This is a genomic window from Microcoleus sp. ARI1-B5 (assembly GCF_036705795.1).
Lineage (GTDB): Bacteria > Cyanobacteriota > Cyanobacteriia > Cyanobacteriales > Microcoleaceae > Microcoleus.
On sequence record NZ_JAUBVK010000013.1, the window covers coordinates 88733 to 114804 of the forward strand.

Consider the following 26072-nt stretch of genomic DNA (forward strand, 5'->3'; position numbering starts at 1 on the left):
GGTTCGCGATGTGCTCAAAGAAGCTCACAACACAGACTGGCGGTTAAAAAACATCTGTAAAATGGCTGATTTATGGAAGACAAAAAAATTCATATCCTCTTGGTAGAAGATGATGAGGTGGATGTGATGAACGTCCGGCGAGCGTTCAAAAAAAATAATATCGTCAACCCCCTCTACATGGCTGCCAACGGATTAGAAGCTCTGGATATATTGCGCGGGGAAAGTAAAACAGAGCCTGCAATGCCTCAAGCGCGCCGGTTGATTTTGCTGGACTTGAATATGCCGAGAATGAACGGGATCGAGTTTTTGCGAGAATTGCGGCAGGATGAAAGTTTGAGGTCGATTCCCGTGATCGTCCTCACAACTTCTAATGAAGATAGAGATAAGGTAGAAGCTTATAATTTGAATGTAGCTGGCTATATTCTTAAACCAGTCACTTTTTCTAACTTTGTAGAAGTTATGGCTACCCTCAACAGATACTGGATGCTGAGCGAAATTCCCTAAATTAGGGAAATTTTAACATAAAAAATTTCTTTCAAGGTTGCTATTGTAATTTTTGAGCGGTGCATTTGTTTTAATTACTTTTGGTAGGCCGCAGCTTTTTCAGATTAATCCACAATTCGGTTGTTATGGACAAACTTATCAAGATTCTGATAGTTGATGACGATGCAGTCGATCGCATGGCCGTCAAACGCTCCCTCAAGTCGGCTGGGGTTTCGGTAGAAGTTACTGAAGCAGAAGACTGCGCCGCAGCCCTGGCCCAACTCTCGATCGATCAAAATTCTAGCACTGCGGCAGCTCAACTGTCCAAACAAGATAAATCCCCACATTTAAGCGAAGTGGAGGAGACTGAAAATTCGCTATTAAATCAGATATTTGAGTGCAAATTTGAGTGCGTATTCCTCGACTACGGTTTGCCGGACGGAGACGGACTGAATTTGGTGAAAAAAATACGGAAAGCGGGGCTGAAAGTTCCCTTAATTGTGCTCACAGGTCAAGGCGACGAACAAATTGCTGTGGAATTGATGAAGGCGGGAGCTTCAGATTATATCGCTAAAAGCAAGATGTCTCCCGAGAGTTTGTCGCGGAGTTTGCACAATGCCCTTCGCGTTTACAGCGCCGAATATCAGACGTTTCATACCAGTCAAAAACTTAAGGAAAGCGAGGAACGGTACAGATTAGTTTTAGAGGGAGTGAACGACGGAATTTGGGATTGGGATTTAAGTAAAAATGAGGTTTATTGGAACGATCGCCTTTTGGAAATTATCGGTTTGCCGCGGGAGCAATTTGGCAGCACTATGGATGCTCTCTACAACCGCCTGCACCCGGATGACAAGGACGGCATCGTCCGGGCGATCGAGGCTCACTTAGAGCAAGAAATCGACTACAATGTAGAATTCCGGCTGCTGCACTCATCCGGTGCTTACCGCTACTGCACTTCTCAGGGAAAAGCTCAGCGGAATTCCCAAGGAAAAGTGCTGCGGATGGCCGGCATGATTAGCGATATTACTGAGCGCAAACAAGCCGAAGCTGCCCTAGAAAGAGAACGGCAGCAACTGAAACAAATTATTGCCTGCGTGCCCGTAGCAATGGCGATGTTCGATACCCAAATGCGCTATGCAGCCAACTCTCACAAATGGCTGACTCAATTTAATTTGGAGTGGCAGTCCCTGAACAACCTCAGTCATTACGAATTGTTTCCAGATACGCCGAATCGCTGGAAAATGATGTATCAAGAAGTGTTAAAGGGTGAAGTAGTTTCTGTGAGCGAAGATGCTTGGGAACGAGCAGACGGCTCTGTGATGTACCTGCGCTGGGCAGCTCACCCTTGGTACGATCCCGACGGCAAAGTGGGGGGAATTGTGATGGTGGCAGACAAAATTAATGAGTTGGTGGAAGCCCGGGAAACAGCCCTGAAAGCAAGCCAGGTTAAGTCGCAATTCTTGGCGAACATGAGTCACGAAATTCGCACTCCGATGAATGGGGTTTTGGGCATGGCTCAATTGCTGCTGCGCGCTCCTCTGGAACAAAAACAGCGGGAGTCGGCTCAGACTATTTACCGCAGTGCCGAACATTTGCTGAGCGTAATTAATGATATCCTCGATTTCTCTAAGATTGAAGCCGGAGAAATGCGGCTGGAAAAGGCGGATTTTGATTTGGATACCTGCCTGGAATCGGTGATAGAAATGGTGGCACCTTTGGCAGAGGAAAAAGGTATAGAATTTAATATTTTAGTTGACAGTGCGGTGCCGAGAAAGTTGGTGGGCGACTCGGGCAGGTTGAAGCAAATCTTGCTGAATTTGACGGGAAATGCCATAAAATTTACGGATAGCGGTCAAGTTTTAGTTCACGTGACCGTCAAGCGGGGCAACCGATTGGCAGACGGCAGACAAGGGGAAAGTTTGCTATTTTCGGTGCGGGATACTGGGATTGGAATTTCGCCGGAAGGACAGACAAAACTGTTTCAATCTTTTTCTCAAGTAGACGCTTCTCCGACTAGGCCCTACGGCGGCACGGGTTTGGGTTTGGCTATTTGCAAGCAGTTAGTGGAGATGATGGAAGGTGCGATTGGGGTTCGCAGTCTTATCGACAGCGGTTCGACTTTTTGGTTTGCTGTACCTTTGGAAAAACAGGTGCAAGTTGAACCCCAGACTGCCGAACTTGCGGGGAAGAAGCTGTTAGTAGTCTCTGCAAGCGCTTTGAGGAGGGCGGCGGTGCGATCGCTCGCTCAAAGTTGGGGCGCCCGCTGCGATGAGGCAGAAACTGCTGCTGCTGCTTTGACTTGGTTGCAAAATGCAGCTATTAGCATTTCTGGGCATCCGAAGGAAGGTGAAAAATGCTGCGATGCGGTGCTGGTGGATTTGCAAATGCCGGATTTGGATGCTGAGGAATTTGCCCAGAAAGTGCGATCGATGCAGTCAGTTAGCTTGTTAATCGCCATGACGGCGCTGCGGGAACAGCCGAAAGCTGAAGCGCTTTGCTGTCAGGGTTTTACCAGCTATTTGATCGAGCCGGTGCGGCCTTCGGGCTTGCTTGAGGCTTTGCGGGCTGGGGTTAGGAGAAGGGGAGAGTTTGAAAGCTTGGAGGCTGCTAATACTTGCAAATTGCCCGGAGTTAATTCTCAATATGTTACTCCCAATTCGCCGTCATCGCTGAGAATTTTGCTGGCGGAAGACCATCCGATCAATCAACAAGTAATTGTCGAGCAGTTGGCAGCTTTAGGGTATGATGCTGACTGTGCCGCCAACGGTCAAGAAGCGCTGGAATTGCTGGCAGAAAAAGGCTACGATCTAGTGTTGATGGACTGTCAAATGCCCGTACTAGACGGTTACGCAACGGCGCAAAAGCTGAGGGAACGAGAAAAGGGCGATCGGCATACTTTTGTGATTGCTTTAACTGCTCACGCTATGCCGGGGGAACGAGAAAAGTGTCTGGCGGCGGGGATGGACGATTATCTCAGCAAACCTGTGGATTTAGATGCTTTGGGTGCGGCGCTGAAAAACTATGAAGCCCAAAATATTCAGTTTAAAAATAAGTATGGAGTTAAAAGTATTAATTTGGAAAACAATTCTCACAATTCTCAGTTAGCAACAAAGTATACAGAAGCTGTGGAAAAAGAGGAGGTTGTGGCTGTGCCGGCACCAAGGGCGATTCCCTACGGGATAGCTTCGCCGCGCGCGCTTCAAACTTGGGAACACGGAGACTGCGACGGACTGTTCGACAAGAGCAGATTGGAGCAACTCGGACGAGTTAATATTAAATTGCCCGAGCGACTTTTGCAAGCATTTGTGGGAAACGCGCAAGCTGATGTGGCTGCTGCAAAAATTGCAGTAGAAGCTAAAGATTGGCCAACTGTGGAATATCAAGCTCACCGTCTCAAGGGAACTTCTGCGAATGTGGGAGTTGCTCTCATGTCGGATTTAGCCGCACAATTGGAGCATCAAGCCCGAGGCTTTCAATCTCAACCTGGTGCTTCGGGATTGTCAACGATTGAGACGGTTGAAAACATATTAGCGAGTTTGTCGAGTCATTTAGCCAGAGTTCAAGAATTTGTGGAAACTCGAATGTTTGGTTAATCTGTTAGCGATTATAGTTGGCGATTGAAATCGCACGCCAAACAAACGATGTCCGAGCGAGCGAGGGACTCAAGAAAATAAGGTAATTTCAACCGCACGGTCTAATTATCTTCAACCTGCGTCGGCAGGTTTTGTATGTATAGACGCGGTTTCAACCGGCCGGTCTTCTGAAGAAAATAAGGTAATTTTAACCGGACGGTCTTCTTATCTTCAACCCGCTCCCGTCGCGTGAGTGTCTGTATAGACGCGGTTGAAACCGCGCCCGTCTTTAAGAAAAAATCGATGAGTTAACCTATGACTTACGATACCGATACAAACCCTGTTTCACATCGCGAGCCATTAGAAAATAATGGAGAACTGCTAACGCCTTTGATGGCTTTTGCTCGGGAAGTTTTACTGCATGAAAACGAAGCTATTTCTGAGCAAGATTCTGTAAATGCTGTGCCGTACCCGCCCGATGAAATAGATACTTTTTATGTTGATAGTCTGGTGGCAAAAGTTGCTGGCTGCTGTCGGAACAGCCAAGTTGGCAAAAAATTACCGACGGCTTTTTACGTTCACGTTTCGGCTTTGTCAGCACTCAATCCTGTTCTGGTAATTTACGAAAATTGTGCCAGACGCCATCTCGAAAATATTGAGGAAGCAAATTTAGTTAAATTTTCACTCAATCAACCTAAAATATCTTATCTTTTTTATCCCGATTTCGATACAGACGCTCACCCTGCTTTGCAAACAAGCATCCAAATTAATCTCGCAACAGGGGAAGTTAAATATTTCGATTACAGCTACAGCGAAAATCCCCCGGTTTTGCACCGCAAGGAAACTTTTGTAACTGCGGATTATCCCAATTACGAAAAGTTTGCTCGGCTGACTCGCTGTGAGGAAGGATGGGGACTGCTTGACAATACTAGCGTTATCGGCACTCGCGACGGTTGGCTGAAATATTTGGGATATTGCGGTGTTGAAATCCACGATCATGCTGTTGTCGAGCGTTTGAAACAGGAGAATAGCGAGTTATCAATTCCCAAGATTGAGCGTCACAAAGCTGCGATGGTGCGCAACTCTATTTCTAAACCTCTGCGTCTGGTTTTGGAATCGGATTTGTTTGTTGATGGGATGACTTTTTTTGATTACGGTTGCGGTTACGGCGGGGATGTTAAATGTATTGCAGAAGAAGGTTATGCTGCTGCGGGTTGGGACCCTTACTATCAGCCTGATACTCCGCGAATTTCTGCGGATATTGTGAATATTGGTTATGTAATTAATGTGATTGAATCTTTGGCGGAACGCAGGGAAGCTTTGCTGAATGCTTGGGAATTAACTAAGAATTTATTGGTGGTGGCGGCTCAGGTTTTGATTGACGATACGGAGCGCGGTCAAATTGCTTATGGGGATGGGGTGATTACTTCTCGGAATACTTTTCAGAAGTATTACGAGCAGGAAGAGTTGAAGGTTTATATCGATCGAGTTTTGAATGTTGATGCGATTCCTGTGGCTTTGGGAATCTATTTTGTGTTTCGGGATGCGGCGGAGGGTGAGGGTTTTCGGGCTTCTCGGTTTCGATCGCACTTAGCGACTCCCAGAGTGCGATCGCAAGTCAAGCGCTTTGAGGATTATGCCCAAATGCTGGCTCCTTTGATGGCTTTTGTGAGCGATCGGGGCCGCCTCCCGGTGAAAGGCGAATTAGCGGAAGAATCGCCGATTAAGGAGGAATTTCACAGTTTTAATCGCGCTTGGAGGGTGATTTTGCAAGCAACGGATGCGGATGATTGGGAGACAATCGCCGACAAGCGCCGCCAGGATTTGCTAGTATATCTTGCTCTTAACGGTTTGGGCGATCGACCTGCGATGCGGCGGCTACCGGCTCAAATCCGCAACGACATCAAGGGTTTGTTTGACACTTATCAAAAAGCTTGCACTTTGGCAGATTTAATGCTGTACAGTCTCAGCAAACCGGATATTGTGGCGGACTGTTGCGAGGATAGTGCGATCGGCTACAAACAGCACGGTTCCCTTTCAGTTCACGTCTCATTTTTAGAAGAACTCGACCCTTTGCTGCGCCTCTATGAAGGCTGCGCCAACCGCACAATTGGCAGGCTTGACGGCGCTACAATCGTCAAATTTCACGCTCGCAAACCTCAGATTTCCTATTTATTTTATCCCGATTTTGACACTAACCCGCATCCAGCCCTCCACACGGCTATGCACATACATTTGCGCGACCTTTCTGTCAGCTATCAAGACTATTCCGAGGCGTACAACCCGCCAATTTTAGTGAGAAAAGAAGCTTTTGTTAGTCCTAGTTATCCCCATTACGAAAAGTTTGCGAAACTCACCCGCCAAGAAGAAAAGTTGGGGATTCTCGATGGTGGCGTCGTTATAAAATATCGGGAATGGGTGAAGTGTTTGGAGGAAAATTGCGTTAAGATTAAAGGTCATAAGTTGTTTTGGCGATCGGATGCTGACCCGGAACGGGTGAAAATGCTGCAAAAAGCTGCCTCGGAACGCCAGCATAAAAAGATTGAGGTTAATGCAGGAAAGATGGAAGGAACCGCAGAGGGCGCAGAGGGCACAGAGGAAGAGAAAGAATACGGAGAGGAAAAAGGTTCCTACTAAGGTTCGTAGTGAGGAATGCAAGTCCTTCTTCATCCATCAACAGAGGACTGAAGTCCTCACTACAAACGGCATAAACAGGTTCGTAGTGAGGAATGCAAGTCCTTCTTCATCCATCAAGAAAGGACTAAAGTCCTCACTACAAACCCTGTCCTATATTTGTAGCTTAAGCAAACTTAATCTTCAAATAATCATCCTCCATCTTCGCCCCCGAAGGTTGCAGCGCCGCTAAAGCTTGTGGCAATACCATATTGCGGCGGTGATTCCCAATCCGAACATTCAACTCATCACCAGTTTTGCTCAACTGAATCTGATCCTTAGCAATTCCCGGCAAATACAGTTCTAGAACATATTGATTGTTGTCCTGCACAATCTTAATCGTATTTTCTTTGTAATAAACCTGGCTGGGATCTTCGTCTTTGTAAAGCGTTTCTTTCAAGCGTTCCAAAGCTGGCAAACCGCACAGTTCCTCGGAATAAAGCGGTACTTCTTTCACGGGAAGCGGCCGGAAATCATCGTGAATTTCCTGCTTGTACTGCTGCTGGTTTTCTTTCCAGCGCTTGAAAAATGGATCGGTTACTTCTTCGGGAATAATCCGGTTGGCTACGATTAAATCTGTGGCAACATTGTACAAACTCAAATAAGCGTGAGCGCGCAAAGACTCTTTAATTACCATTTTCTCGGGATTAGTAACTAACCTTACCGAAGTCACAGTATTGTCAGTTAAAATCTTTTCCAAAGCTTCGATTTGTTCGTAAAATTCGTAAGGTGCATCCATCACCTCTTTGTTCGGCAAAGAAAAACCGGCAATTGGTCTAAAAATCGGTTCAACTAAAGGTCTGAGGGCGGCTGATATGCCTTGCAATGGCTTGTAAAATTTTCTCATGTACCAGCCGCCAACTTCTGGCAAACTTAGGAGTCGCAATGCTGTGCCGGTGGGAGCGGAATCGATAATTAAAACATCATATATTCCCTCGTCGTAATGCCGTTTCATCCGCACCAAGCCGAAGATTTCGTCCATTCCCGGTAAAATGGCTAGTTCTTCAGCTTGTACGCCCTCAAGTCCCTGGGCTCTCAAAACCTCACTAATGTAGCGTTTTACTGCTCCCCAGTTGCCTTCTAATTCCCTGAGGGCGTCCAATTCTGCTCCCCACAAATTGGGTTTTACCAGTCGGGGATCGTGTCCGAGTTCCATGTCGAAGCTGTCGGCCAAGGAGTGGGCGGGATCTGTGCTCAGCACTAGGGTTTTGTATCCCAATTCGGCGCATCGCAGCCCTGTAGCAGCGGCTACGGAGGTTTTCCCGACGCCGCCTTTTCCGGTCATTAATATTAAGCGCATTGATTCTTAAGCTCGCCTGCAAGTTCTTTACTTATCTATTGTAACGGAATGTAACTTTATGAGACTGAGACCAGAAAATATCAGTCCGTGGGGTGGTGGTGGGGCGTCGGCTGGGGTGTCCCTTAGAGGCTTGAAATATCATAGGGGGCGATTGATAAATCTTGTGAAGGGCGATCGCACTTCACATCAAATGCTGTATTGGTATTGTTTGTGAGTGTCGCAGTCCGACAGGGGTTGAAAACCCCTGTCTCATAGCGAAAGTCCTCTAAAAGAGGACTAAAATCGATCGCACTTTCCGTCACAATCAGCAGTCGGTTTTTAACCGACTTTCGCTCTCTCGGCGGGGGTTTAAACCCCCGCCGGACTTTGGGAAAGCGCGCGGAAATCTAACACCGCGCCGGAAGCTTCATAAATGGGAAATCCTTAAGAAATGCCCAAAGATTGAATGAATAATTTACTGTAGGGTGCGGATTCTTGTACCTGCGACAGCGAACCAAACAGCTCTTTTTCACCGAAAATAACTAATGTCTTCTGTTTGGAGTTAGGTTCTTGACTTGCCCGTTGTGAGTGAACGGACAGAATGCTGTCTGAATCAAAACGATAAAAACAGTGCAGGTCGCCACAAATCTCTTTTTCTAAACCTTGCAAATTAGGGTAAAATTCTAGACATGGGCGCGGTTAGTGACCAATTAAAATCACTTCCTGTGATATCTGCATTCTATCGAGATCGATGAGGTACATCCTGCCTTGATTAGAGCTAATCAGAATGCGATCGTCTGATAGGTAGCACATAGAGTAATCAAAACCATCGTCTAAATCTGGCCAAGGCCATTGGCATTTGCCTATGAGATTGCAATCAGGAAAACTGAACCGACTTAGTTCTCTCTCAGTATCATCGAGTACCAAGAATTCGCTACCTGCAGGGTGAAATTCTGGAGGACTCGTGTCAGCCAGACACGCAACCTCTACAGCATGAATTTTGATACCATCATCATAAAGCCAGTAGACTTGCTGTCCGTCTTGACCTGCGGCAGCCCAAAGGGCTAAAATTTGATTTTCTGGGTGCGGGTGAAACGAGAAGGAACTCCAGCCAAAAGGGTCTTGGAGCAAAAGTTGTCGCTGAATTTGCCACGAATTGGTATCGCGAATTTGAATCTCGACTTCCTCGCCTTCAATTAATTTCATGCACCAAAAACGCACGCCGTCTGCATCAAACCAGCAGTCCTGAAATCCATTATTGTTATCCAGCCAATACTTAACAGGAGGGTTAGGTAGCTGTTGTTCGTACACTAGCTGGTTTTCGGCTGTCAAAATTGCTAAATGATTGCCATTTGCCATGATTGCTGCTAGTCGATCGCCTTTGGGACCGATCGCTAAACAGCTAATTTCGTCGGGAAGCTGGTATTCGTATTTTGGGGAAAAGTTGCGATCGACCAAAGTGACTTTTTTGCGATCGCCGCTGACGATGGTCGCCCACTGGGAATTAATGGGTTGATTTATGTATGAGAATGACCAGTCTATTTGTCTTTCGTATTTTGGTAAAAGAAGCATAAATATATTGGGATATTCTGTGTAGATAGGGTCTATTTTAACTTAAATATTGCATTCTTTTCAATCACGCAATGCTCGCTCCTGGCTTGTTAGCGGAATATCAAATGCTGTATTGGTATTGTTTGTGAGTTCCGCAGTCCGACAGGGGTTGAAAACCCCTGTCTCATAGCAAAAGTCCTCTAAAAGAGGACTAAAATCGATCGCACTTTCCCTCACAATCAGCAGTCGGTTTTTAACCGACTTTCGCTCTCTCGGCGGGGGTTTAAACCCCCGCCGGACTCATAGCGAAAGTCCTCTCAAAGAAAACTAAAATCGCGAATATTTTCCCTCACAATCCGCAGTCGGTTTCAACCGACTTTTGCTCTCTCGGCGGGGGTTTAAACCCCTGCCGGACTCCGATAAAACCCGCGTAAATCAACCACGCAAACCACGATCAATTCGTAGTTTTCCCCCCCGCCTTCGGCGCGGGAACAGCAACAACTCTTTGCGGCTTCTTCGCTGCAAACATCCCAAAGAAATCGTGCAGCAAAATGTAAAAACACGGAATAATAAACAGCGTCAGCAGCGTAGCCAGCGACAAACCGGAAAATACTACGACACCCAAAGGTTGCAAGAATTCCGAACCGTCTCCAATCCCCAAAGCTAGGGGAAATAAACCCAAAACTGTGGTGATAGTTGTCATCAAAATCGGTCGCAAGCGCTGAGGTGCAGCCCTGAGAATTGCTGTCGCGCGATCGACCTTTTCATCTTCCAGAATTTGGTTCGCCAATTCTACCATAATAATCGCATTATTCACCACAATTCCCACCAGCAAAATCGCGCCCACAATCACCGTCGCGCCGATCGCAGTTTTAGTCGCGTACAGCCCAAAAATCCCCCCAGCCAAAGCCAGCGGCACCGTCAACATAATCACCAGCGGATCGACAAGGGAATTGTACTGCACCGCCATCACCACAAACACCAAAAACGCCGCCAACCCGCCCAAAATCTTCAGCGAACTTTGCAATTCCCGGTTAGTTTCCGCCGCCGCACTCGGTATAATTCGCACGCCAGGGGGCAATTTTAACTGATCCAAAACAGCATTTACTTGTTTCAAAGCATCGCCCAAACTCGCGCCCTTATTAATATTTCCAGCTATCAAGAAAACTTGGCGCTGGTTGAGTCTTTGAATTTCTCCCGGCGCTTTTCCCACTTGAATATTTGCCACATCGCTCAAGCGGATGATGCTGTTATTCCTAGCAGTTAAAGGGATAAATTTTAGTTCCGAAATCGACTTGACAGAAGCGCGATCGAACTGTACCCGCACGTCTACCAAACGGTTTCCGCGCTGCAACTGCGTGGGAATAGCACCTTGAATTGCTGTCTGAATTGCCTCCCCAATTTGCCTCGCACTCAACCCGTAGATTTCCGCTTGTTCCCAATTCGGGCGAATCTGCACTTCCGGCTGCTGCGGATCGGCATCCGGGCGAAAACGAGCTAATTTTACCTGCTTATCCAAAGTTGCCAAAATGTCGCGGCCTGCTTGCTGCAATAATTGTTCGTTGTCGCCCTGAAGCAGGATATCAATTTCCGCGCCGCGCACCGGTGAATTAGTCAAAACTAAACCGCGCACATTTTCGGGATTCAGCCGCAAGCGAGTATTTTTGGGCAAATCCATTTTATTCAATTCTTGCGTCACTCGCTCTACATAAGCTAAGGTATTGCTGCCCGGTTTTAGTGTAATGTTGCAGCCGCCTCTGAGCAAATTCTCGATCGTACTATTGCCGAACAACAGCCCGCCCACCGTCGTCAAAGTGTATTGAGTTTCAGGCTGGCTGAGGATGATTTTCTCAGCTTCTGCCATCACTCTTTGGTTGGTTGCCAAATTTGTGCCTGCGGGAAACAAAGCAAACAAGCGGGCTTGGCCTGTGTTAATTCTGGGCAAGATTTCCTGGGGAATTTGACCGGCCATCACCCAACTGCCGCCGCCCAATGCAATAATCGCTACTGCAATGATTATCAACCGCCAGCGCACTATACCCGATAAAAATTTGCCGTAGCCTGCGGTAGCATTGGTAAAAGCGCGATCGAACGCCTGCAGCGGCCAAAAGTTGCTCAAACCGCTGGATACCGGGAGGGCTAGCAGTCGAGAAGCCATCATCGGTACAACCGTCAATCCCACAATCAGAGAAGCGGCGACGGAAAAGCTGATAGTGAGAATTAATTCGTTGAAAAGCAAGGAAACTAAGCCGCCGATCAGCAAAAATGGCAGTACGGCAACTAAGTTAGTGATGGTAGAGGCAAATAAAGCTGATTCTAATTCTTGACTGCTTTTTTCGGCTTGCTGCATCAACTGCTTGTTACTTAAGCGCTTGCCGTTGGCACTGTTTTTATTGCTGGTTCCTTCGACAATATTCTCCAGCATAACGATCGAGTTATCGACCACAATTCCCACGCCCAGCGCCAAACCGCCCAAACTAAAAACGTTGAGAGATAAATTAAAAACTCCCATCAGGATAATCGCCATTAAACTGGCGAGGGGAATTGCCAAGACAATAATAAAAGTCTGGCGCAGGGAAGCGAGGAACAGCAAAACTGCTGCGCCAGCTAAAACAGCCCCGGTTAAGCCGGAAAATAGAACGTTGCTAATCGAATCGCGGATGAACTTAGATTCGTCGAAGGTATTGATAATAGTCGTGCCTTCGGGAATAGCGCCGGATGCTTTTAATTCTTCCAGCCGCTTTTTGATGCCGTCTACAACTGAGATTGTATTCGCATCCGGCTGTTTTTGAATTGTAATTTTTACGGCTGGTTTCTGATTGAGAAATACTTTAACTCGTTCTTCTTCTGTACCGTCAATTACCTGAGCAAAATCGCGCAAAAAAACTCGTCTGGGCGGGTTGGAAGCCGATGCTTGAAAAGAAATTTCCTGAATTTCTTTGGCGTTGCGAAACCGCCCGACGGTGCGGGTTAAAGGTTCCGCCGCTTCTTGCCGCAGCCGCCCGCCGGAAGTGTCGAGGTTGCGGGCTTCGAGGGCGTTTAAAACATCGGAAATACTGACGCCTAAAGATTGCAAGCGATTTAAGTCGATATTTACTTGAATTTCTTCTTGTACCCCGCCGGCAACGTCAACTGCTGCTACTCCTGGAATTACGTTTAGTTCTCTGGATAATTCTTCGTCGGCAAATACGCGCAAATCTACTCCTTGCAGGGAGTTGGAAGTGAGGGCAAATTCGTAAACTGGTTGTTGGGAAGGGTCAGCTTTAAAGAGGGTGGGGGATTCAACTGTGTCGGGAAGTCGGTTGCGGATGCGGTTGACGGCGGCGGTGGCGTCGTTGAGGGCTTGGTCGATGTTTCCTCCGGGTTTGAAGAATAAATCGACGCTGACTTGTCCTTCGCGGGTGCGGGAGAAAACTTGGATGACGCCTTCGGTGGCGGAAAGTCCTTGTTCGAGGGGGCGGGTAACTTCGTCTACTGCGACTTCTGGGGAGATTCCGGGGGCGTCGAGGCGCACGCCGATGCGGGGATAGGTGATTGAGGGTAGCAAGTCAACGGGCAGTTGGGTGATGTAGAAAAGGCCCACGATGATAATTGCTAGTGTCAGCATGAGGGTGCCGATGTGGCGACGGATGGCGGTCGCGCTAATGCTGAATCCGGGTTTGTCGGAAGTCATGCGATTTTAGATTTTAGATTTTAGATTTTAGATTTTTAGATTAGACGATTGGGGATTATTCGATTTGAGATTGAAAAGTTTATCCCGTCATTGGGCCTGTGAAGGCATGAATCGGGGGATTGCGACCAAATTCTTTTCGATCGCATTTTATTGTTGAGCGGCAGCGATCGAATGTTTACACTCCACTTTTTGCAATTATAATAAATTTTAATAAAATGTAAATAAAGTTTTTTTGAATATTCCTTTAGAGGTAGTCGCCCTCAACCGAAGTTGACATATAGCCTTTCGAGTTCCCATATGAGGTACGACTGGCCTGCGCCGGGCATAGGGCATAGGGCATAGGGCATAGGGCATAGGGCATGCAAGCATACCTCACCACGCTTGAGAACCGCTATTAAGTTGCGATGTGCCGTTGAATCTCTGTAAGGTATCACTATCTGGAACAGGCAAGATGCCTGTTCCACAATAAGGTTTATTTGTTGTGAAATATGTATGTTGCATTATCACAAATAGGAACAGGCAAGATGCCTGTTCCACAAGAAAGTTTATTGATTGTGGAACAGGCATCTTGCCTGTTCCCTGTTCCTTCTTCCTTCTTCCTTCTTCCGACTTCACGCTTGACTTGTATCCGTTAAATCCGTTAAATCCGTTAAATCCGTTAAATCCGTTACATCCGTTACACAATCCGTTGCCGAACTTCTTCTACTGCACTTGAGAGCCGTGGGCGCGGGGGTCGGAGCTACTTGTTTTCACAGGCGCTGTGGGGGGAGTAAAATCAGAAACTTGACCGGAAGATTGGACGTGCGGCAGGGGTTTCCCTGCAATTAAAGCTTCTAAGTTAGCTTCCATAATACTGCGCGGTGCTTCGCCGATCGTTTCAGCAACGGCGCTGCCTTTATTATTCAAATAGACAAAGTGCGGAATGCCGTCAACTCGATATTTGGTGATTTCTGGCAGCCATTTGTCGTTGTCTACATTCAGCATGACAAAATTCAGCGGTTCGGCGTATTTCTGTTTGATGGCGCTCAGATCGTTAGCCATTGCTTGACAGCTACCGCACCAATTCGCGTAAAATTCCATTAGTGTTGGCTTGCCGTTTGCTAAGGCTGTTTCCAGCGGTGCGGAGGCTTTTGCCATTTCGGTGAGACTGCTTGATGGCGTTTGAGTTCGCACTCCGAAGAAGAGGGATATTGAAAGGGCGATCGCTGCTAACACGATCAATAAGTTTCTGACGCGCGCGGCGGCTTGTATTTCGGAATCTTTGGGTGCGGGGGCAGAAGTTGAGTTGGGCGAATTGAGACTCATAAAATAAATGGCGATTTTATTTCTATGTTTTTATTTTTTATAACCACTGCAAATTATACCACATTTTGAGATAATCCGACCAATCTCATCAAAAAATTGGCTGATGCCAGTAATTAGACCAAGTGCGCTAAAACAATAAGATAAGAAAGATTGTGTTTGTAAATTACCGAGGTAACAGTGAAAAAACGGGTAACGCTGACGTTTCCCCAACGATCGATCCAAATGCCTGTCACTTACCGACTGGCCAAGGATTTTAATGTTGCAGCCAACATTATCCGCGCTCAGGTGGCTCCGAATCAAGTGGGCAAACTGGTGCTAGAGTTATCAGGGGACATCGACCAACTAGAAGCGGCGATCGACTGGATGCGATCGCAAAACATCGGCGTTTCCCTAGCCAGCAGGGAAATACTCATCGACGAAGATACCTGCGTTCACTGCGGCTTGTGCACGGGGGTTTGCCCCACAGAAGCCTTGACCCTTGACCCAGAAAGCTTTAAACTAACGTTTGCTCGATCGCGCTGTATCGTCTGCGAGCAGTGCATCCCTACTTGTCCGGTGCAAGCTATTTCTACTAACCTCTAATGCCGCGCACGAATTTATCGGGGTCAGTCGATTTTAGATTAAAGACTTGAAGAATTTTAGATTTACTTGCAGCTCCGTGAATCTGGGAGCTTAAACAAAAGTCTAAAATTTTGGAATCGACCCTCATGAGTGTCGGAAACTTGTACCCGTTTTTGGGCGGGGTCATCTTTTTTTGCTTGGTTCCCCTAATTTGTATATCGGATGAAAAGAAACTCTTGGCTTTCCCTAACTCTACTTTTTGTTACTTATTTCATTTTTGGCTGGAAATTATCTGAATTTGATATTCCCCCGCACCTGACTTGGTTTTTCGCCGTAGCTGCCATTTTAGTGTTAGCTATCGCGTTGTCGTTCCCGCTGAAGGACACAAAAAGATGGCTCATGCGGTGGATTTCGAGTGATTCTGGGGCTTTTATTTCGATTATTGTAGGAGCTTTTTTGGCAGTTATAGTTGTTACCTGGATGCACCTTTTTGTGACGGCTTTAGTCTTGACCTCAGCGGGAGCTTTGGCAAGACTCGATATTCAACTATTTGGTCATCAAAGATGGCGGACTTTTGCGATATTAGCTACTCTTTCTTTAACGGGTGTGGGGTTGGGCGGAGCGATCGAGTTTTTGTCGAGAACAGGCCGGCTGGTATTACGTTAATGGGGAACGGGAAATTCAACCCACCAAATTCTACAACTCGCAACGGATATTTAGCCGAAAACTCTCCGATCGCTCATCAATAAATACGGCTTATTTTTTTCCATACCCCACCCCCGGACTAATGCCTTCGGCTCGTAATTATAGCAGTTTTCAAGCCTCGCGAGGTACAGCTTCCCAATGCTCGATTACCCATTCCCCATTCCCAATTGGGCATTCCCCATTCCCCATTACCAATTACCGACGAAGCTGGAGTGCAACTGAAAACGGGTATAACAGTATCGATCTGTAGCGACTGTTGCTCAAAATCTTATTCCCAAGATCCCGCAACTGGGGGAGCCAAAAACTAAATCCCAATAAAAAAGCAGCTTTAGGGAGCTGCTCGTCAGAATTGCATGAGGTATTGTTTTTAGAATAAGACAGGTTGAATTCGATCGATCTTGGGTTACATTTTTTGATACGGGAGAGTTGATGAGTCAATGGACGATCGCGAAATCGTCACATAGGACGATAGCATCGATGCTAAATTTTCCGACAATGAGGTTAGCGTTTAACTGTCCTTGCGCCCTACAGCCCTTCAGCGGTGGGGCCCTTTTATTTTTAGAGAGAACTCATAGCATTTTCGATTTGCGATTTGCGATTTGCGATTTTCAATTGGGAATGACTGATGACATAAGGCTTTGGATCGCGGGCCGACCGTTGCATTCTTTTTTGAAACTGGTATCCATAGCCGACTTTAACCCATCAGACGAGTCTGCCATTAGTTTTTGCACAAAAGCTCCATCGCTTAATCCTCACACTTAATAAAACTTACGCGCCACATTCATTCAAACCCGGTTGATTCCCAAACATTTGGCGGTTAAACCGACACACTCAGCCAGAAATCAGTATTTTTACGGGATTCACAAGTCCTCACAAATCGGTTATTTTCCCAGAAACCCGGTTTAGGACTGTCTCAATTGATATCAGGTGCGGTTTTGGATTTGATAACTTTTTTGATTTCTTCGATCGCCCGACGCGCCACTTCTTCAGGCCTTTCGCCTCCTGAAATGCCAACTCGGACATCTGCTCGAGCGTAGAAACGCTCTCGCTCGCTCAAAAGGCTTTGCAGCTTAGATTTGAGGTCGCCCTCCCGCAGTAGGGGTCGAGTGCTGTCCGATCGCAGCCGATCGCACAATCGATCTACAGGCACATCCAGCCACACCACTATACCGTAATGCAAGTAACCCCAATTTGTCGATCGGGCAACAATCCCGCCGCCCGTAGCCACGATCGAATTTTGATAAGCAGACAATTCGCCGAGCACTTTCGTTTCTAGTTCCCGAAAAGCCTCTTCCCCTTCGCGATCGAAAATCTCAGCAATTGACTGATTAGCAACCCGAACAATTAGTTCATCGGTATCAAAAAAACGGTATTTGAATTCCCTTGCCAAAATCCGCCCCACCGTAGTTTTTCCCGCACCCATCATCCCGACGAGATAGATATTAACTCCCCTCAACAAATCCACCGCAAATCCTCCATATTGTGCTATTTTTTCAGGTTAATCGGCCCGCCGCTGGGGCGATCGTCGTCTTCAAATACATCCTCCTCATCCAATCCCCAATCATCCTCTTGTGCACTAGGATTTTTCGGTGCTTCCCCGCCACTCGGTGAAGGTACGGGATCTTGCGGGGGAACCAGCACCCGATACTCTGCATCGTAGACAGACTCAGTTTGTCCCACTCCAGACTGGCTGGGATCTCGATAGCCGTAAGAGTATACCGAGCCAGCCCAAGACTTGCTTTTCGGTTCCTGTTTAGTTTCGTAAGCCTTCGGATTTGTCGCTGGAACGTCATTTACCTGCGGTCGATCGACTTTTGAGCGATCGTCCCCCCAATCGTCATCGCTGCCGCCAGAGCCTGATTTTGAGCCATCAGAAACCCAATCATCCTCATCGTCAGCGGCTTGAACAGTTGTCTGTTGAGCGTAATTCTTTGCAGCAGGAGGGTTTGGAGTTTGTTGTTGGAAAGTCTGCGGAGTGTAGCCCGCCGGTGTCCCGTACTCAGTTCGATAGGAAGTTTGGCTATTTACAGTCTCAAAATCGGGGTCAATCTCCTGTTTTCTGGGAGGAACAGGTGGCGCGTAAGCTGTTCTCCTGTCTGGTGAGACAGCCTCACGGCTGCGAATGTCGCGGCCGCTGCGATCTCGTGTTTGAGATAGGTAATTTGAGAAGGAGAGCAAAGCAGAAATCAATAAAGATGTGACAACTCCCGTCCCCACGCTGAGCAAAATCCAGATAGATAAGGGTAAAGCGGGCGATCGAATTCCCAAAAATACCAGCGATAAAGCCGGCTCCACATTTTGTAAGGCAAAAATAGTTAGCCCTACCACAATCACTAGCAAAAATACAGCGCGCATATCAAATTTTAATTGGTAATCCGTAATGGGTAATTGGTAATCCGTAATGGGTAATTGGTAATCCGTAATGGGTAATTGGTAATCCGTAATGGGTAATTGACTGTTGACAACTGACAACTGACTACTGTCAACTCTCAACCCTTCGACTTCGCTCTTCGGGCAAGCTGTCAACTGTCAACTGTCAACTGTCAACTGTCAACTCTTCTTCCTTCCAGCGTTTGAGAGGAACACAATCAATCCCCAACTGATCTAAAGCGCGAGCCACCACAAAGTCAACCAAATCTTCAATAGTTTGAGGATTGTGATACCAAGCGGGAATCGCAGGCACAATTCTAGCTCCAGCTTCTGCTAAGGTAGTCAAATTTCGCAGGTGAATCAAGCTAAAAGGCGTTTCTCTAGGTACAAGTACCAATTTTCTCCCTTCCTTGAGCTGAACGTCGGCCGCTCTTTCGAGCAAATCCGAGCTCAAGCCAGCAGCCAACTTGCCTAGTGTACTCATGCTACAGGGAATAATCATCATCCCTTGGGTGCGAAACGATCCGCTAGCAATATTAGCACCAACATCTTGCCAGGGATGGCACCGGAGTTTGCCAGAATTGGGTACTCCGGCTTGTTCTCGCCAGAATTCTTCTTGCAGAGTCGGTTCTGCGGGCATTCGGATGTTCTGTTCGCTTTGCCAAACCATGTAGGTAGATTTTGATGCTACCAGTTCCACAGGTCGATCGGCTTCCAACAGATATTTTAAAGTCCGCACGGCGTAAATCAGTCCCGATGCTCCAGTCACTCCTACAATCAGCGGGTAGTTATTTGTCATTATTTTTTAAGTAAGAAGTACGAGGCAAGAAGCAAGTAGGAATAGAGAAGAAATAATATCAAATATGTTCGATGTCTGTCGGTACGGATTCGATATCTTTTGGGAATGGTTTCAATTTCTTTCCGGACGGGTTTCGATGTCTTTCAGGACAAGGCGCCGTGCCGTTTTCCTACTCGTATAAAATGCCGTTTTCCTAGATATGTGTGGGACACGGCATTAAGGTGTCGATCGTTCGGACTTTAGTCCTCAGGAAAAGAAGGACTAAAGTCCGAACGATCAAACCAATCTTATTATTGCCATCCGAGCGGAAATAATATTATTAGTCATTGGTCATCGCTTAAATGACTAATGACTAATGACTAATGACTGAGGACTAATGACTATTCCTCATCATCAAAAGCTTGGCTGCCGCCACCAACTGCAACTAAATCAATTTGCTGGCGGTAATAGTCAACGCTCTTAACTTGAACTTCCACCCGATCGCCCAAACGGTACTGATTGCGGTTTTTGCGACCTACGAGAGTTTGCTGGCGCGATCGATATTCATACCAATCATCCTTCAGCGAAGAAACGTGCACCAATCCTTCAACTCGCAGAAGTTCGCTCTCGGGCGGCCGCACCTCAATTTCCACAAAGAAACCGTAAGATTGTACACCTGTAATCAAACCCTGGAAAGTTTGACCGGTGCGCTCTTTCATCAATCCGGTTTTCTTCAATCCCTGCAAATCGCTTTCAGCATCTTCAGCAACCCTTTCGCGTTCCGTCAGGTGTACCACCGCCGCTGCAAACTCCGTCTCAAATTCGTGGTGCAAGTCTGGGGGGAGGACATTCCAAGTAATTTGACCGTGACAGGAGGAATGGTGCAGGTTAACTTTTTCCTTAGCCCGAGTTGTGCGGCTGCTGCGGCCTTGCTCGAACACGGCCTGCAACACCCGCAGCACCAGCAAATCGGCGTAGCGTCCAAGCGGCGAAGTGCAGCGCGTGTAGCCGTCTGGCAGCGCCAAACCGAAGTGCGGCTTGGGAGTTGTGCTGTAAACAGCGGGCTTCATGGTGTCTTCCAGCAGGTAGGTGAGAACTCTTTCGGACTTGAGACCGGCAAATTGCTGGGTAAATCGCTGGAAGTCAAAGGGCAGAACTTCTTCTTCGTTTTCGAGATACAGTTCGCCTCCGAGGTTGTTGGAGAGTTTGATGAACTCTTGAATGTCTGCCGGGTCTGGCATCGGCTGGACGCGGTAGATTGCTGGGACTCCCAAGGCTTGCAGGTGGGTGGCGACAGCTTCGTTGGCAAGTACGACCAACTCCGAGACAGCCGACTGGGCGGCGGGAGCGACTGCAAAAGCTCCTAATTCGCCTTCATCGTCGAAGTGAGAGTTAGCGTCGGGCAAATTTAGTTCAAAAGCTCCCCGCTTGAACCGCGCCTGTCTGGCAGCCTTTGAGGCATCTCCGATGCGATCGAGGAAAGGACGGAGGGCGGAGGACAAAGGATGAACTTCGGCATCGGGGCCGGCTTCTAGAATTGCTTGAGCTTCTGGGTAGCTGAGCTGGTAGTCAACTTGAATGACGCTGGTTTGAATTTCGTATTCTAGGAGTTCTCCTGATGCGTCTAGGGTGAGCATGATGCTGAAGGCGAGCCGTTCTGTGTCTGGCACCAGGGAGCAGCGCTCGTTGAGGATTTCTGGCAGTACGGCGATGATTTTTTCTCCCAGATGGGCTGCGGTGCCTCGTTTGCGGGCTTCGCGGTCTAGGGGGGTTTCTGGCTGCACGTACTCGGCGGCGTCGGTGACGTGGATTCCTACTTGCCAGCCGCCGGACTTCAGGCTTTCGATCGACAAAGCGCGTTCTATTGGCGGATCGGAGAGGAATGAGGTCGGATCGAACTCGTTTTCGGCTGCTTCCTCGGAGAGATTTTCCTCCTGGGCTTGAGGGGCATAATTTTCGTTTTCGGTGTTGCTTTCTTGCAGTTCGTTTTTGCTAAAGGTAACAGTCAGGATGTTGCGCAAATCTAGCCGTTTTTTGATGTCGGTTTTTTTGACTTTGCTGGGCAAGTTTTCGGCTGCTTTGATGACGGCTGCGGGGAAGGATCGCGGCAAGTCGTGCTTGCAGCATACGATGTCGAGGTCGTCAGCGGCTTCGGCGTCGGAACCGAGTACCTGTACTACTTTGCCGACTGGGCGGTGGGTGCCGAGGGGATAGCGTTTGACTTCGACGTGTACTAAATGGTCGATCGCCTCTTGGAGGTTTGTGCCGTTTGCCAGCAAGTCTAATTCAAACAGCAGGCGATCGTCCAGGGGAATTGCTCTGTAGCTGACGCGGCCGGTGGGGGTGGCGGTTTGCTTGACTCGCGCGAGTACCGAAGGGTTGGCGCGTTCGAGGATCAGCATGACTTCGCCTTCGGGCGAGCGGCGGCGGCTGCCTTCTTTGATGATTTTGACTAAAACTCGATCGCCGTTCCAAGCTGTCGAGAGGTGACTTTCCCGCACGTAAACGTCTTCTGAGCCTTCGGCGTCTTGAATTGCAAAGCAAAATCCTTTGCTCGAACAGCGCAGTTTTGCTTCTACTACGTCGTCTTCTGCTACTCGGCGGTAGCGGCCTTTGTCTTTGACTAATATGCCAATTTTCTCTAGAGCTTCTAATGCGATTTGAAGTTTGAGTTGACTGGTGGCGTCGTTGCAATCGAGTTTTTTCTCCAGTGCTTTGGGAGCCACTAATTTGTCTTCTGTAAAATTTGCCAGCAGTGCAGCGATAGAAAATTCCATGTAGCGATCGATCCTCTTGTTTCCAGCAATTAGTCTAATTTTGGCGAAATCAGCCGCCGCGCCCTTTCCCGCCTTCGCTGTGCCTGCTTCCCAACAAATTCGCGGGTTAGTAGGTAAAGAAGCGAGCACAGTCGGTGCTACCCGTGCGCGGGCATTTTTTCAGATTTTTTCCCGACACCGGCAGTCGCTAATTGTCTGCTGTCTGTCTGCAACTGACAGATGATGGTGCAGACAAATGCTCCGCACCCTATTCCCCAATACAATTTTTTTAGCGTTGGTTCGTTTGCTTTTGACTTGCAGCGCCGAGCTCTTCGCGAAGTAGAAAGCCCCTGTCGGTTCTTAAAAGATAGCTCGATGCTGAAAGCGACGGGTTGAGTCGGGGATTGGGAGATGGAGAGAGTCCGAGGGAGAAAATTTGCATTTGGGCCTCCTGCCTTTTTCCTTCTGCCTTTTTCCTGCTTTCTTCTTCTTTTTGAAGTGTCTCTTGCCTTTTGCTAAAGCCCAAGATTTTACCGGCGATCGGGCCAAATTGCTCGTAGCTCGTCGCTGCGATGCCCCTGTTTTTTCCACGCGATCTGTCCTTGCGGACAGAGGAGGAACGAGCGGGTCGGGAGCAATCTGTGCTGTAGAAGGTGCTTGGTACACAAAACCGGAGACTTTTACTACTTTTGCCTAGTTGCTGTGTCATCTCCTATAGGTAGAAATGACGCCCGGTGCTTGTTAGCTTAAACCGCCGGATGTGGGATAGGGTTTAGTGACGTGAAAGGTTGCGCGGATGATTCACCTTTCATTTATTGTATGTTGAATAGGTGCTTTCCGAAAATAGTTTTCTCTCTCGTTGTACTAAACTTAAGTCATCAGCCCCTTCTGGTTTCGGGGTAAAAAAATTATGCTTGCTCAATTTCGCGCCCTTTATCCTGCTGGACAGTTAATCTGTGAGTTGCTGACTATTCATCACGGTAAGTTTGTGGTTCGCTGTCTGGTTCAGGTTGACGGCAAAACTCTTGCTACTGGTATGTCGGCTGCTGAGTCTGTTGAGGATGCTGAAGACCGCGCCCGATCGCGAGCGATAGCTGTCCTCGCATTTGATGCTCCGGTTGCTGCTCCGGCTCCGGTTGCTGCTGTTCCCGTTGCTCCGCCTCCGGCTGCTGCTGTTCCCGTTCCCGTTGCTCCGGCTCCGGTTGCTGCTGCTGCTGTTCCCGTTGCTCCGCCTCCGGTTGGGCCAGCCCTGGCTCCTCTTCCTGTTTTAGAAATGCCTGTTGCCGACAAAATTGCCATATCACAGCAAAGCAATTTTGTCAATACAGAAGCGAAATTAAATCAAGAGCCGATCGCACCTGTACCGGAACCGCTACCGCCAACAGTCGATCGGGCCCAAGTTCCTGGATTTGTACCAAAACAGTTAGACTCGGACGCTTGGCTGTCTTCCAGCTACGGCGAACCGATGGAGGAACTGTCGGTGCCGAATACTAGCGATCGCGAACTGTCGCAGGGTGCGGCCGAAGTCCGCCAATTGCAACCGATCGCGGTGGGAATTCCCAGCGATGCGATCGAGGATGATTCTGATACGATCGCCCAAATAGACGGCATCCTCAAACGCCAGCGATGGAATAAAAAAACGGAAACCGACTGTCTCGAACAACTCTATGGCAAATCGTCCCAGAGAGAACTTTCTAGCGAACAATTGGCAGATTTCCTAGAATATCTAGAAATCTACAGCAGAACCACTGAGGAAATCAAGCGGTTGGGCTGGACTCCCAACCAAGGAAGAGATTATCTCAAACAAGCTTATTATGGCAAAGAAGCGCGGCATTTATTAAAGCCAGAAGAATTGCTCGATTTCCTGCAATATCTGGAATCTTTACCCTAGGAATTCGGCAACTAAACAAGGCGCTGGAGGCTATTAGATTAAAGAAACCGGGTTTTTTACAGAGATTAAGGTTGAGAACCAAAGATTAGGGTAAAAAACCCGGTTTCTCGCCACCCGTTGCTCCAGGATTAAAGAAACCGGGTTTTTTACAGAGATTAAGGTTGAGAACCAAAGATTCGAGTAAAAAACCCGGTTTCTCGCCACCCGTTTATCCATTAAAGAGCTACTTTTGAACGTTAAAAATTAAAAATCAACAATGAAGAAGATTTCCCCATTGTTGATTTTTAACGTTTAATTTACGCCACAGCGGCGATCGGGCGGCTGGCAGAAGGGCGGCGATCGATCACTTGATCGACTAAACCATAGTCCTTTGCTTCTTCAGCGGACATGAAGAAATCCCGTTCGGTATCTTCTTCAATGCGGGAAAGCGGCTGACCGGTATGATCTGCCAAAAATCCATTCAGGCGCTGTTTGTGATACAAAATCTCTTTCGCCTGAATTTCAATATCGGTAGCTTGTCCTTGAGCTCCGCCCAGAGGCTGGTGGATCATAATCCGGGAGTGAGGCAAACTCATCCGCTTGCCTTTAGCGCCGGCACTCAGCAGGAAAGCGCCCATGCTGGCGGCCAAACCCAGACAAATAGTGCAAATGTCGGGGCGGATGTGGTTCATCGTGTCAAAAATGCCCATACCTGCTGTTACCGAACCCCCTGGGGAGTTGATATAGAGGTAAATGTCTTTTTCGGGGTCTTCGGCGTCTAAAAATAGCAATTGGGCAACGATCAGGTTGGCTAAGTCAGAGTCCACCTGTTGGCCCAAGAAGACGATGCGATCGCGCAGGAGTCGCGAGTAAATGTCAAAGGCGCGTTCGCCGCGACCGGATTGTTCTATTACTGTTGGGATCATTGACAGGGCCTGCCTCAGTACGTATCTTTTTTTTATTTTAGCGATTTGGGTTGATTTATAGTTAGGGAGGGGTGGCGCGCGATCGACAAATCGCTAAAATCCTTGAGTTTGGCAGGGTTTGGCTGTTAATTTGTGGAAAATGTGTCGGGCGGGCGATCGGAAATCCGATCGTGCGGGCGATCGATCTTGAGGAACCGGACATCAATAAAGGTTGTGATGTGGCGATCGGATCGTGGCGAGAAGTGCGATCGCTCGATCGCGGCTGACACTAGGAAAATGGTCGAGAAACTCGTTGAGCGAGTCACCAGCTTCGAGATAATCAAGCAGAGTCTTCATCGGGACGCGAGTAGCGATAAATACAGGAGTTCCGCCTAAAATGTCGGGGTCGCTATGAACGATAGATAGTAGCTGCGTATTGCAAAGAAAAGGTTGTGACATCGAGACAATCTTCCTCAGTCCAGGTATCACTTGGCTCGAATAGCCTGTTAGTTTCCATCGCTAAAACCCCACTGGAATTCCATCGCATGAATCTTTTCTACCAAAGCTGAAACTTTAACGGGTGAATTATCAGGTACTAAATCCCGATCGACTATTTGTTGAGCGGTTGCCAAATCTTGACTACCCATAGCATCACTCGTATGAAATACTAGACAATTCACTTGACTGAGACGAGCCGACAGGAGTTGCAAAAGAGCCATCAGGACACGATTACCACCGTAAGCTCCGCATCCCCAGAAGCCTGTGTGAATAATCAAATTTGGTGCTTCATTCAACTCTAACTGTGACTCAATTCGTGCTGCTGAAAATCCCGTGAACGCTGTTTTAAGGACGTATTCAATTTCGGCAATACTATAAGAACCCTCGCCATAGGAAGGAGCTTCTATTGCAATGATGTTTGTGATTGTAGGCGGGTTTAGAGGTTTTGTCGCTTGTTTTATAGCATCTGATGTAGCTCGTCCAAAATTGTTGCCATAAAGACCAAAAGGTCGCCCCTGTTCTGAATTGCGATCGGTAGAAATTGCACACCTCCGTTCAACCCCACGAATCAGAATCGGGGTGGGTTGTTGACTCTCCACTGTTAATGGTTTAATCTTGGAATCTACTAAAGCTTCTCGCAGTGAACTGAGTGCTGGATGTTCGGCTACCTGCATTTCATCTTGAGCAAATAGCGAACCACCATAAGCACAAAAAAGATTGTGATGAGCGAAATTGAGATACCACTCCATCTGAGTGCTATCTTGGGATGGCTCGTATTCAAAGTATCTCTTTTGCTCAGAAAGATCGGTCTGATGTTCAAGAGGGGAAAGATATTCTGGAAGTGGCATTGCGTACCATCGGGAAAACGCTAATTGACCCCGATGAGTGCATCCAGGTGGACAACAAATGTCATAAACGAGCTTCTTATTAGCGTGGTAAAATTTTGGTGGGTGAGAATTCATCAGAGCTTGCGTATCAAATGTCTGCCTACATATCAAGCTATCTAAGAAGTCGTTCATTGCTCTCTCCCTTCCAACATTGAAACACTTTTTTCAAATGTTAACCGCCAAAGGCTTTGGATGTCAAGACCGAC

The 26072-nt window shown here is 47.7% G+C and carries 19 protein-coding genes; 8 read left to right on the plus strand and 11 right to left on the minus strand.

Going from position 1 to position 26072, the window contains the following annotated elements; translation table 11 throughout:
* The first annotated feature begins 72 nt into the window (after window positions 1–72).
* The 3 genes from QUB63_RS19470 to QUB63_RS19480 all read left to right on the plus strand — a co-directional run bounded on the left by QUB63_RS19470 (window position 73) and on the right by QUB63_RS19480 (window position 6692).
* Window positions 73–504 (plus strand): response regulator, encoded by a 432-nt coding sequence (locus tag QUB63_RS19470; RefSeq protein ID WP_332946917.1) that lies wholly within the window; start codon window positions 73–75, stop codon window positions 502–504.
* Window positions 505–629: 125 nt separating this feature from the next.
* The gene (locus QUB63_RS19475) at window positions 630–4076 is read left to right on the plus strand and encodes a response regulator (RefSeq protein WP_332946918.1); all 3447 of its coding nucleotides are present in this window, start codon (window positions 630–632) and stop codon (window positions 4074–4076) included.
* 294 nt (window positions 4077–4370) lie between these two features.
* Complete coding sequence (locus QUB63_RS19480; RefSeq protein ID WP_332946919.1) at window positions 4371–6692, plus strand: DNA phosphorothioation-associated putative methyltransferase; 2322 nt, start codon at window positions 4371–4373, stop codon at window positions 6690–6692.
* A gap of 163 nt (window positions 6693–6855) precedes the next feature.
* Here QUB63_RS19480 and QUB63_RS19485 read toward each other — a convergent pair whose 3' ends face one another.
* The 4 genes from QUB63_RS19485 to QUB63_RS19500 form a co-directional block, all read right to left on the minus strand.
* A complete protein-coding gene (locus tag QUB63_RS19485; RefSeq protein ID WP_332946920.1) occupies window positions 6856–8028 on the minus strand; it encodes a TRC40/GET3/ArsA family transport-energizing ATPase in 1173 nt (390 codons plus the stop codon).
* Between the two features lie 678 nt (window positions 8029–8706).
* On the minus strand, window positions 8707–9579 hold the full coding sequence (locus QUB63_RS19490; protein ID WP_332946921.1) for a hypothetical protein: 873 nt from the start codon (window positions 9577–9579) through the stop codon (window positions 8707–8709).
* Window positions 9580–10012: 433 nt separating this feature from the next.
* Entirely contained in the window at window positions 10013–13231 is a 3219-nt protein-coding gene (locus QUB63_RS19495) for an efflux RND transporter permease subunit (RefSeq protein WP_332946922.1), read from the minus strand.
* A gap of 702 nt (window positions 13232–13933) precedes the next feature.
* Complete coding sequence (locus QUB63_RS19500; protein WP_332946923.1) at window positions 13934–14536, minus strand: thioredoxin family protein; 603 nt, start codon at window positions 14534–14536, stop codon at window positions 13934–13936.
* 177 nt (window positions 14537–14713) lie between these two features.
* Between QUB63_RS19500 and QUB63_RS19505 the strand changes: the two genes are divergently transcribed.
* Together QUB63_RS19505 and QUB63_RS19510 are read left to right on the plus strand one after the other, a co-directional pair.
* The gene (locus QUB63_RS19505) at window positions 14714–15118 is read left to right on the plus strand and encodes an NIL domain-containing protein (RefSeq protein WP_293149705.1); all 405 of its coding nucleotides are present in this window, start codon (window positions 14714–14716) and stop codon (window positions 15116–15118) included.
* A gap of 201 nt (window positions 15119–15319) precedes the next feature.
* Window positions 15320–15763: a hypothetical protein gene (locus QUB63_RS19510; protein WP_332946925.1), complete on the plus strand. Its 444-nt coding sequence runs from the start codon at window positions 15320–15322 to the stop codon at window positions 15761–15763.
* A gap of 952 nt (window positions 15764–16715) precedes the next feature.
* Here the strand turns inward: QUB63_RS19510 and QUB63_RS19515 are convergent.
* From QUB63_RS19515 to QUB63_RS19530, 4 genes are all read right to left on the minus strand, one after another.
* Window positions 16716–17267, minus strand: a complete 552-nt coding sequence (locus tag QUB63_RS19515; RefSeq protein ID WP_332946926.1) for a shikimate kinase — start codon at window positions 17265–17267, stop codon at window positions 16716–16718.
* Between the two features lie 20 nt (window positions 17268–17287).
* Window positions 17288–18295, minus strand: coding sequence for a LapA family protein (locus tag QUB63_RS19520; RefSeq protein ID WP_332946927.1), 1008 nt, complete (start codon window positions 18293–18295; stop codon window positions 17288–17290).
* A gap of 43 nt (window positions 18296–18338) precedes the next feature.
* Entirely contained in the window at window positions 18339–18971 is a 633-nt protein-coding gene (locus tag QUB63_RS19525) for a flavin prenyltransferase UbiX (protein ID WP_332946928.1), read from the minus strand.
* A gap of 380 nt (window positions 18972–19351) precedes the next feature.
* The gene (locus QUB63_RS19530) at window positions 19352–21727 is read right to left on the minus strand and encodes a ribonuclease R family protein (RefSeq protein WP_332947007.1); all 2376 of its coding nucleotides are present in this window, start codon (window positions 21725–21727) and stop codon (window positions 19352–19354) included.
* Window positions 21728–22211: 484 nt separating this feature from the next.
* On the opposite strand from QUB63_RS19530, the gene QUB63_RS19535 reads away from it, so the two are divergent.
* Together QUB63_RS19535 and QUB63_RS19540 are read left to right on the plus strand one after the other, a co-directional pair.
* The gene (locus QUB63_RS19535; protein ID WP_332946929.1) at window positions 22212–22403 is read left to right on the plus strand and encodes a hypothetical protein; all 192 of its coding nucleotides are present in this window, start codon (window positions 22212–22214) and stop codon (window positions 22401–22403) included.
* A gap of 213 nt (window positions 22404–22616) precedes the next feature.
* A complete protein-coding gene (locus tag QUB63_RS19540; protein WP_332946930.1) occupies window positions 22617–23597 on the plus strand; it encodes a hypothetical protein in 981 nt (326 codons plus the stop codon).
* A gap of 296 nt (window positions 23598–23893) precedes the next feature.
* Here the strand turns inward: QUB63_RS19540 and clpP are convergent, their stop codons facing one another.
* Window positions 23894–24502, minus strand: a complete 609-nt coding sequence (clpP, locus tag QUB63_RS19545) for an ATP-dependent Clp endopeptidase proteolytic subunit ClpP (RefSeq protein WP_332946931.1) — start codon at window positions 24500–24502, stop codon at window positions 23894–23896.
* Window positions 24503–24573: 71 nt separating this feature from the next.
* Between clpP and QUB63_RS19550 the strand changes: the two genes are divergently transcribed.
* Complete coding sequence (locus QUB63_RS19550; protein ID WP_332946932.1) at window positions 24574–24768, plus strand: hypothetical protein; 195 nt, start codon at window positions 24574–24576, stop codon at window positions 24766–24768.
* On the opposite strand, the gene QUB63_RS19555 is transcribed toward QUB63_RS19550, so the two are convergent.
* Window positions 24704–24940 (minus strand): DUF433 domain-containing protein, encoded by a 237-nt coding sequence (locus QUB63_RS19555; protein ID WP_332946933.1) that lies wholly within the window; start codon window positions 24938–24940, stop codon window positions 24704–24706. The two genes, QUB63_RS19550 and QUB63_RS19555, sit on opposite strands and share 65 nt — an antisense overlap.
* A 47-nt stretch (window positions 24941–24987) precedes the next feature.
* The gene (locus QUB63_RS19560) at window positions 24988–25998 is read right to left on the minus strand and encodes a hypothetical protein (protein WP_332946934.1); all 1011 of its coding nucleotides are present in this window, start codon (window positions 25996–25998) and stop codon (window positions 24988–24990) included.
* Window positions 25999–26072: the final 74 nt, after the last annotated feature.

Coding starts and splice junctions, on each gene's coding strand:
- QUB63_RS19470 (WP_332946917.1), top strand. CDS start 73: ATGGAAGACAAAAAAATTCATATCCTCTTGGTAGAAGATGATGAGGTG.
- QUB63_RS19475 (WP_332946918.1), top strand. CDS start 630: ATGGACAAACTTATCAAGATTCTGATAGTTGATGACGATGCAGTCGAT.
- QUB63_RS19480 (WP_332946919.1), top strand. CDS start 4,371: ATGACTTACGATACCGATACAAACCCTGTTTCACATCGCGAGCCATTA.
- QUB63_RS19485 (WP_332946920.1), bottom strand. CDS start 8,028: ATGCGCTTAATATTAATGACCGGAAAAGGCGGCGTCGGGAAAACCTCC.
- QUB63_RS19490 (WP_332946921.1), bottom strand. CDS start 9,579: ATGCTTCTTTTACCAAAATACGAAAGACAAATAGACTGGTCATTCTCA.
- QUB63_RS19495 (WP_332946922.1), bottom strand. CDS start 13,231: ATGACTTCCGACAAACCCGGATTCAGCATTAGCGCGACCGCCATCCGT.
- QUB63_RS19500 (WP_332946923.1), bottom strand. CDS start 14,536: ATGAGTCTCAATTCGCCCAACTCAACTTCTGCCCCCGCACCCAAAGAT.
- QUB63_RS19510 (WP_332946925.1), top strand. CDS start 15,320: ATGAAAAGAAACTCTTGGCTTTCCCTAACTCTACTTTTTGTTACTTAT.
- QUB63_RS19525 (WP_332946928.1), bottom strand. CDS start 18,971: ATGACAAATAACTACCCGCTGATTGTAGGAGTGACTGGAGCATCGGGA.
- QUB63_RS19530 (WP_332947007.1), bottom strand. CDS start 21,727: ATGGAATTTTCTATCGCTGCACTGCTGGCAAATTTTACAGAAGACAAA.
- QUB63_RS19540 (WP_332946930.1), top strand. CDS start 22,617: ATGCTTGCTCAATTTCGCGCCCTTTATCCTGCTGGACAGTTAATCTGT.
- clpP (WP_332946931.1), bottom strand. CDS start 24,502: ATGATCCCAACAGTAATAGAACAATCCGGTCGCGGCGAACGCGCCTTT.
- QUB63_RS19555 (WP_332946933.1), bottom strand. CDS start 24,940: ATGTCACAACCTTTTCTTTGCAATACGCAGCTACTATCTATCGTTCAT.
- QUB63_RS19560 (WP_332946934.1), bottom strand. CDS start 25,998: ATGAACGACTTCTTAGATAGCTTGATATGTAGGCAGACATTTGATACG.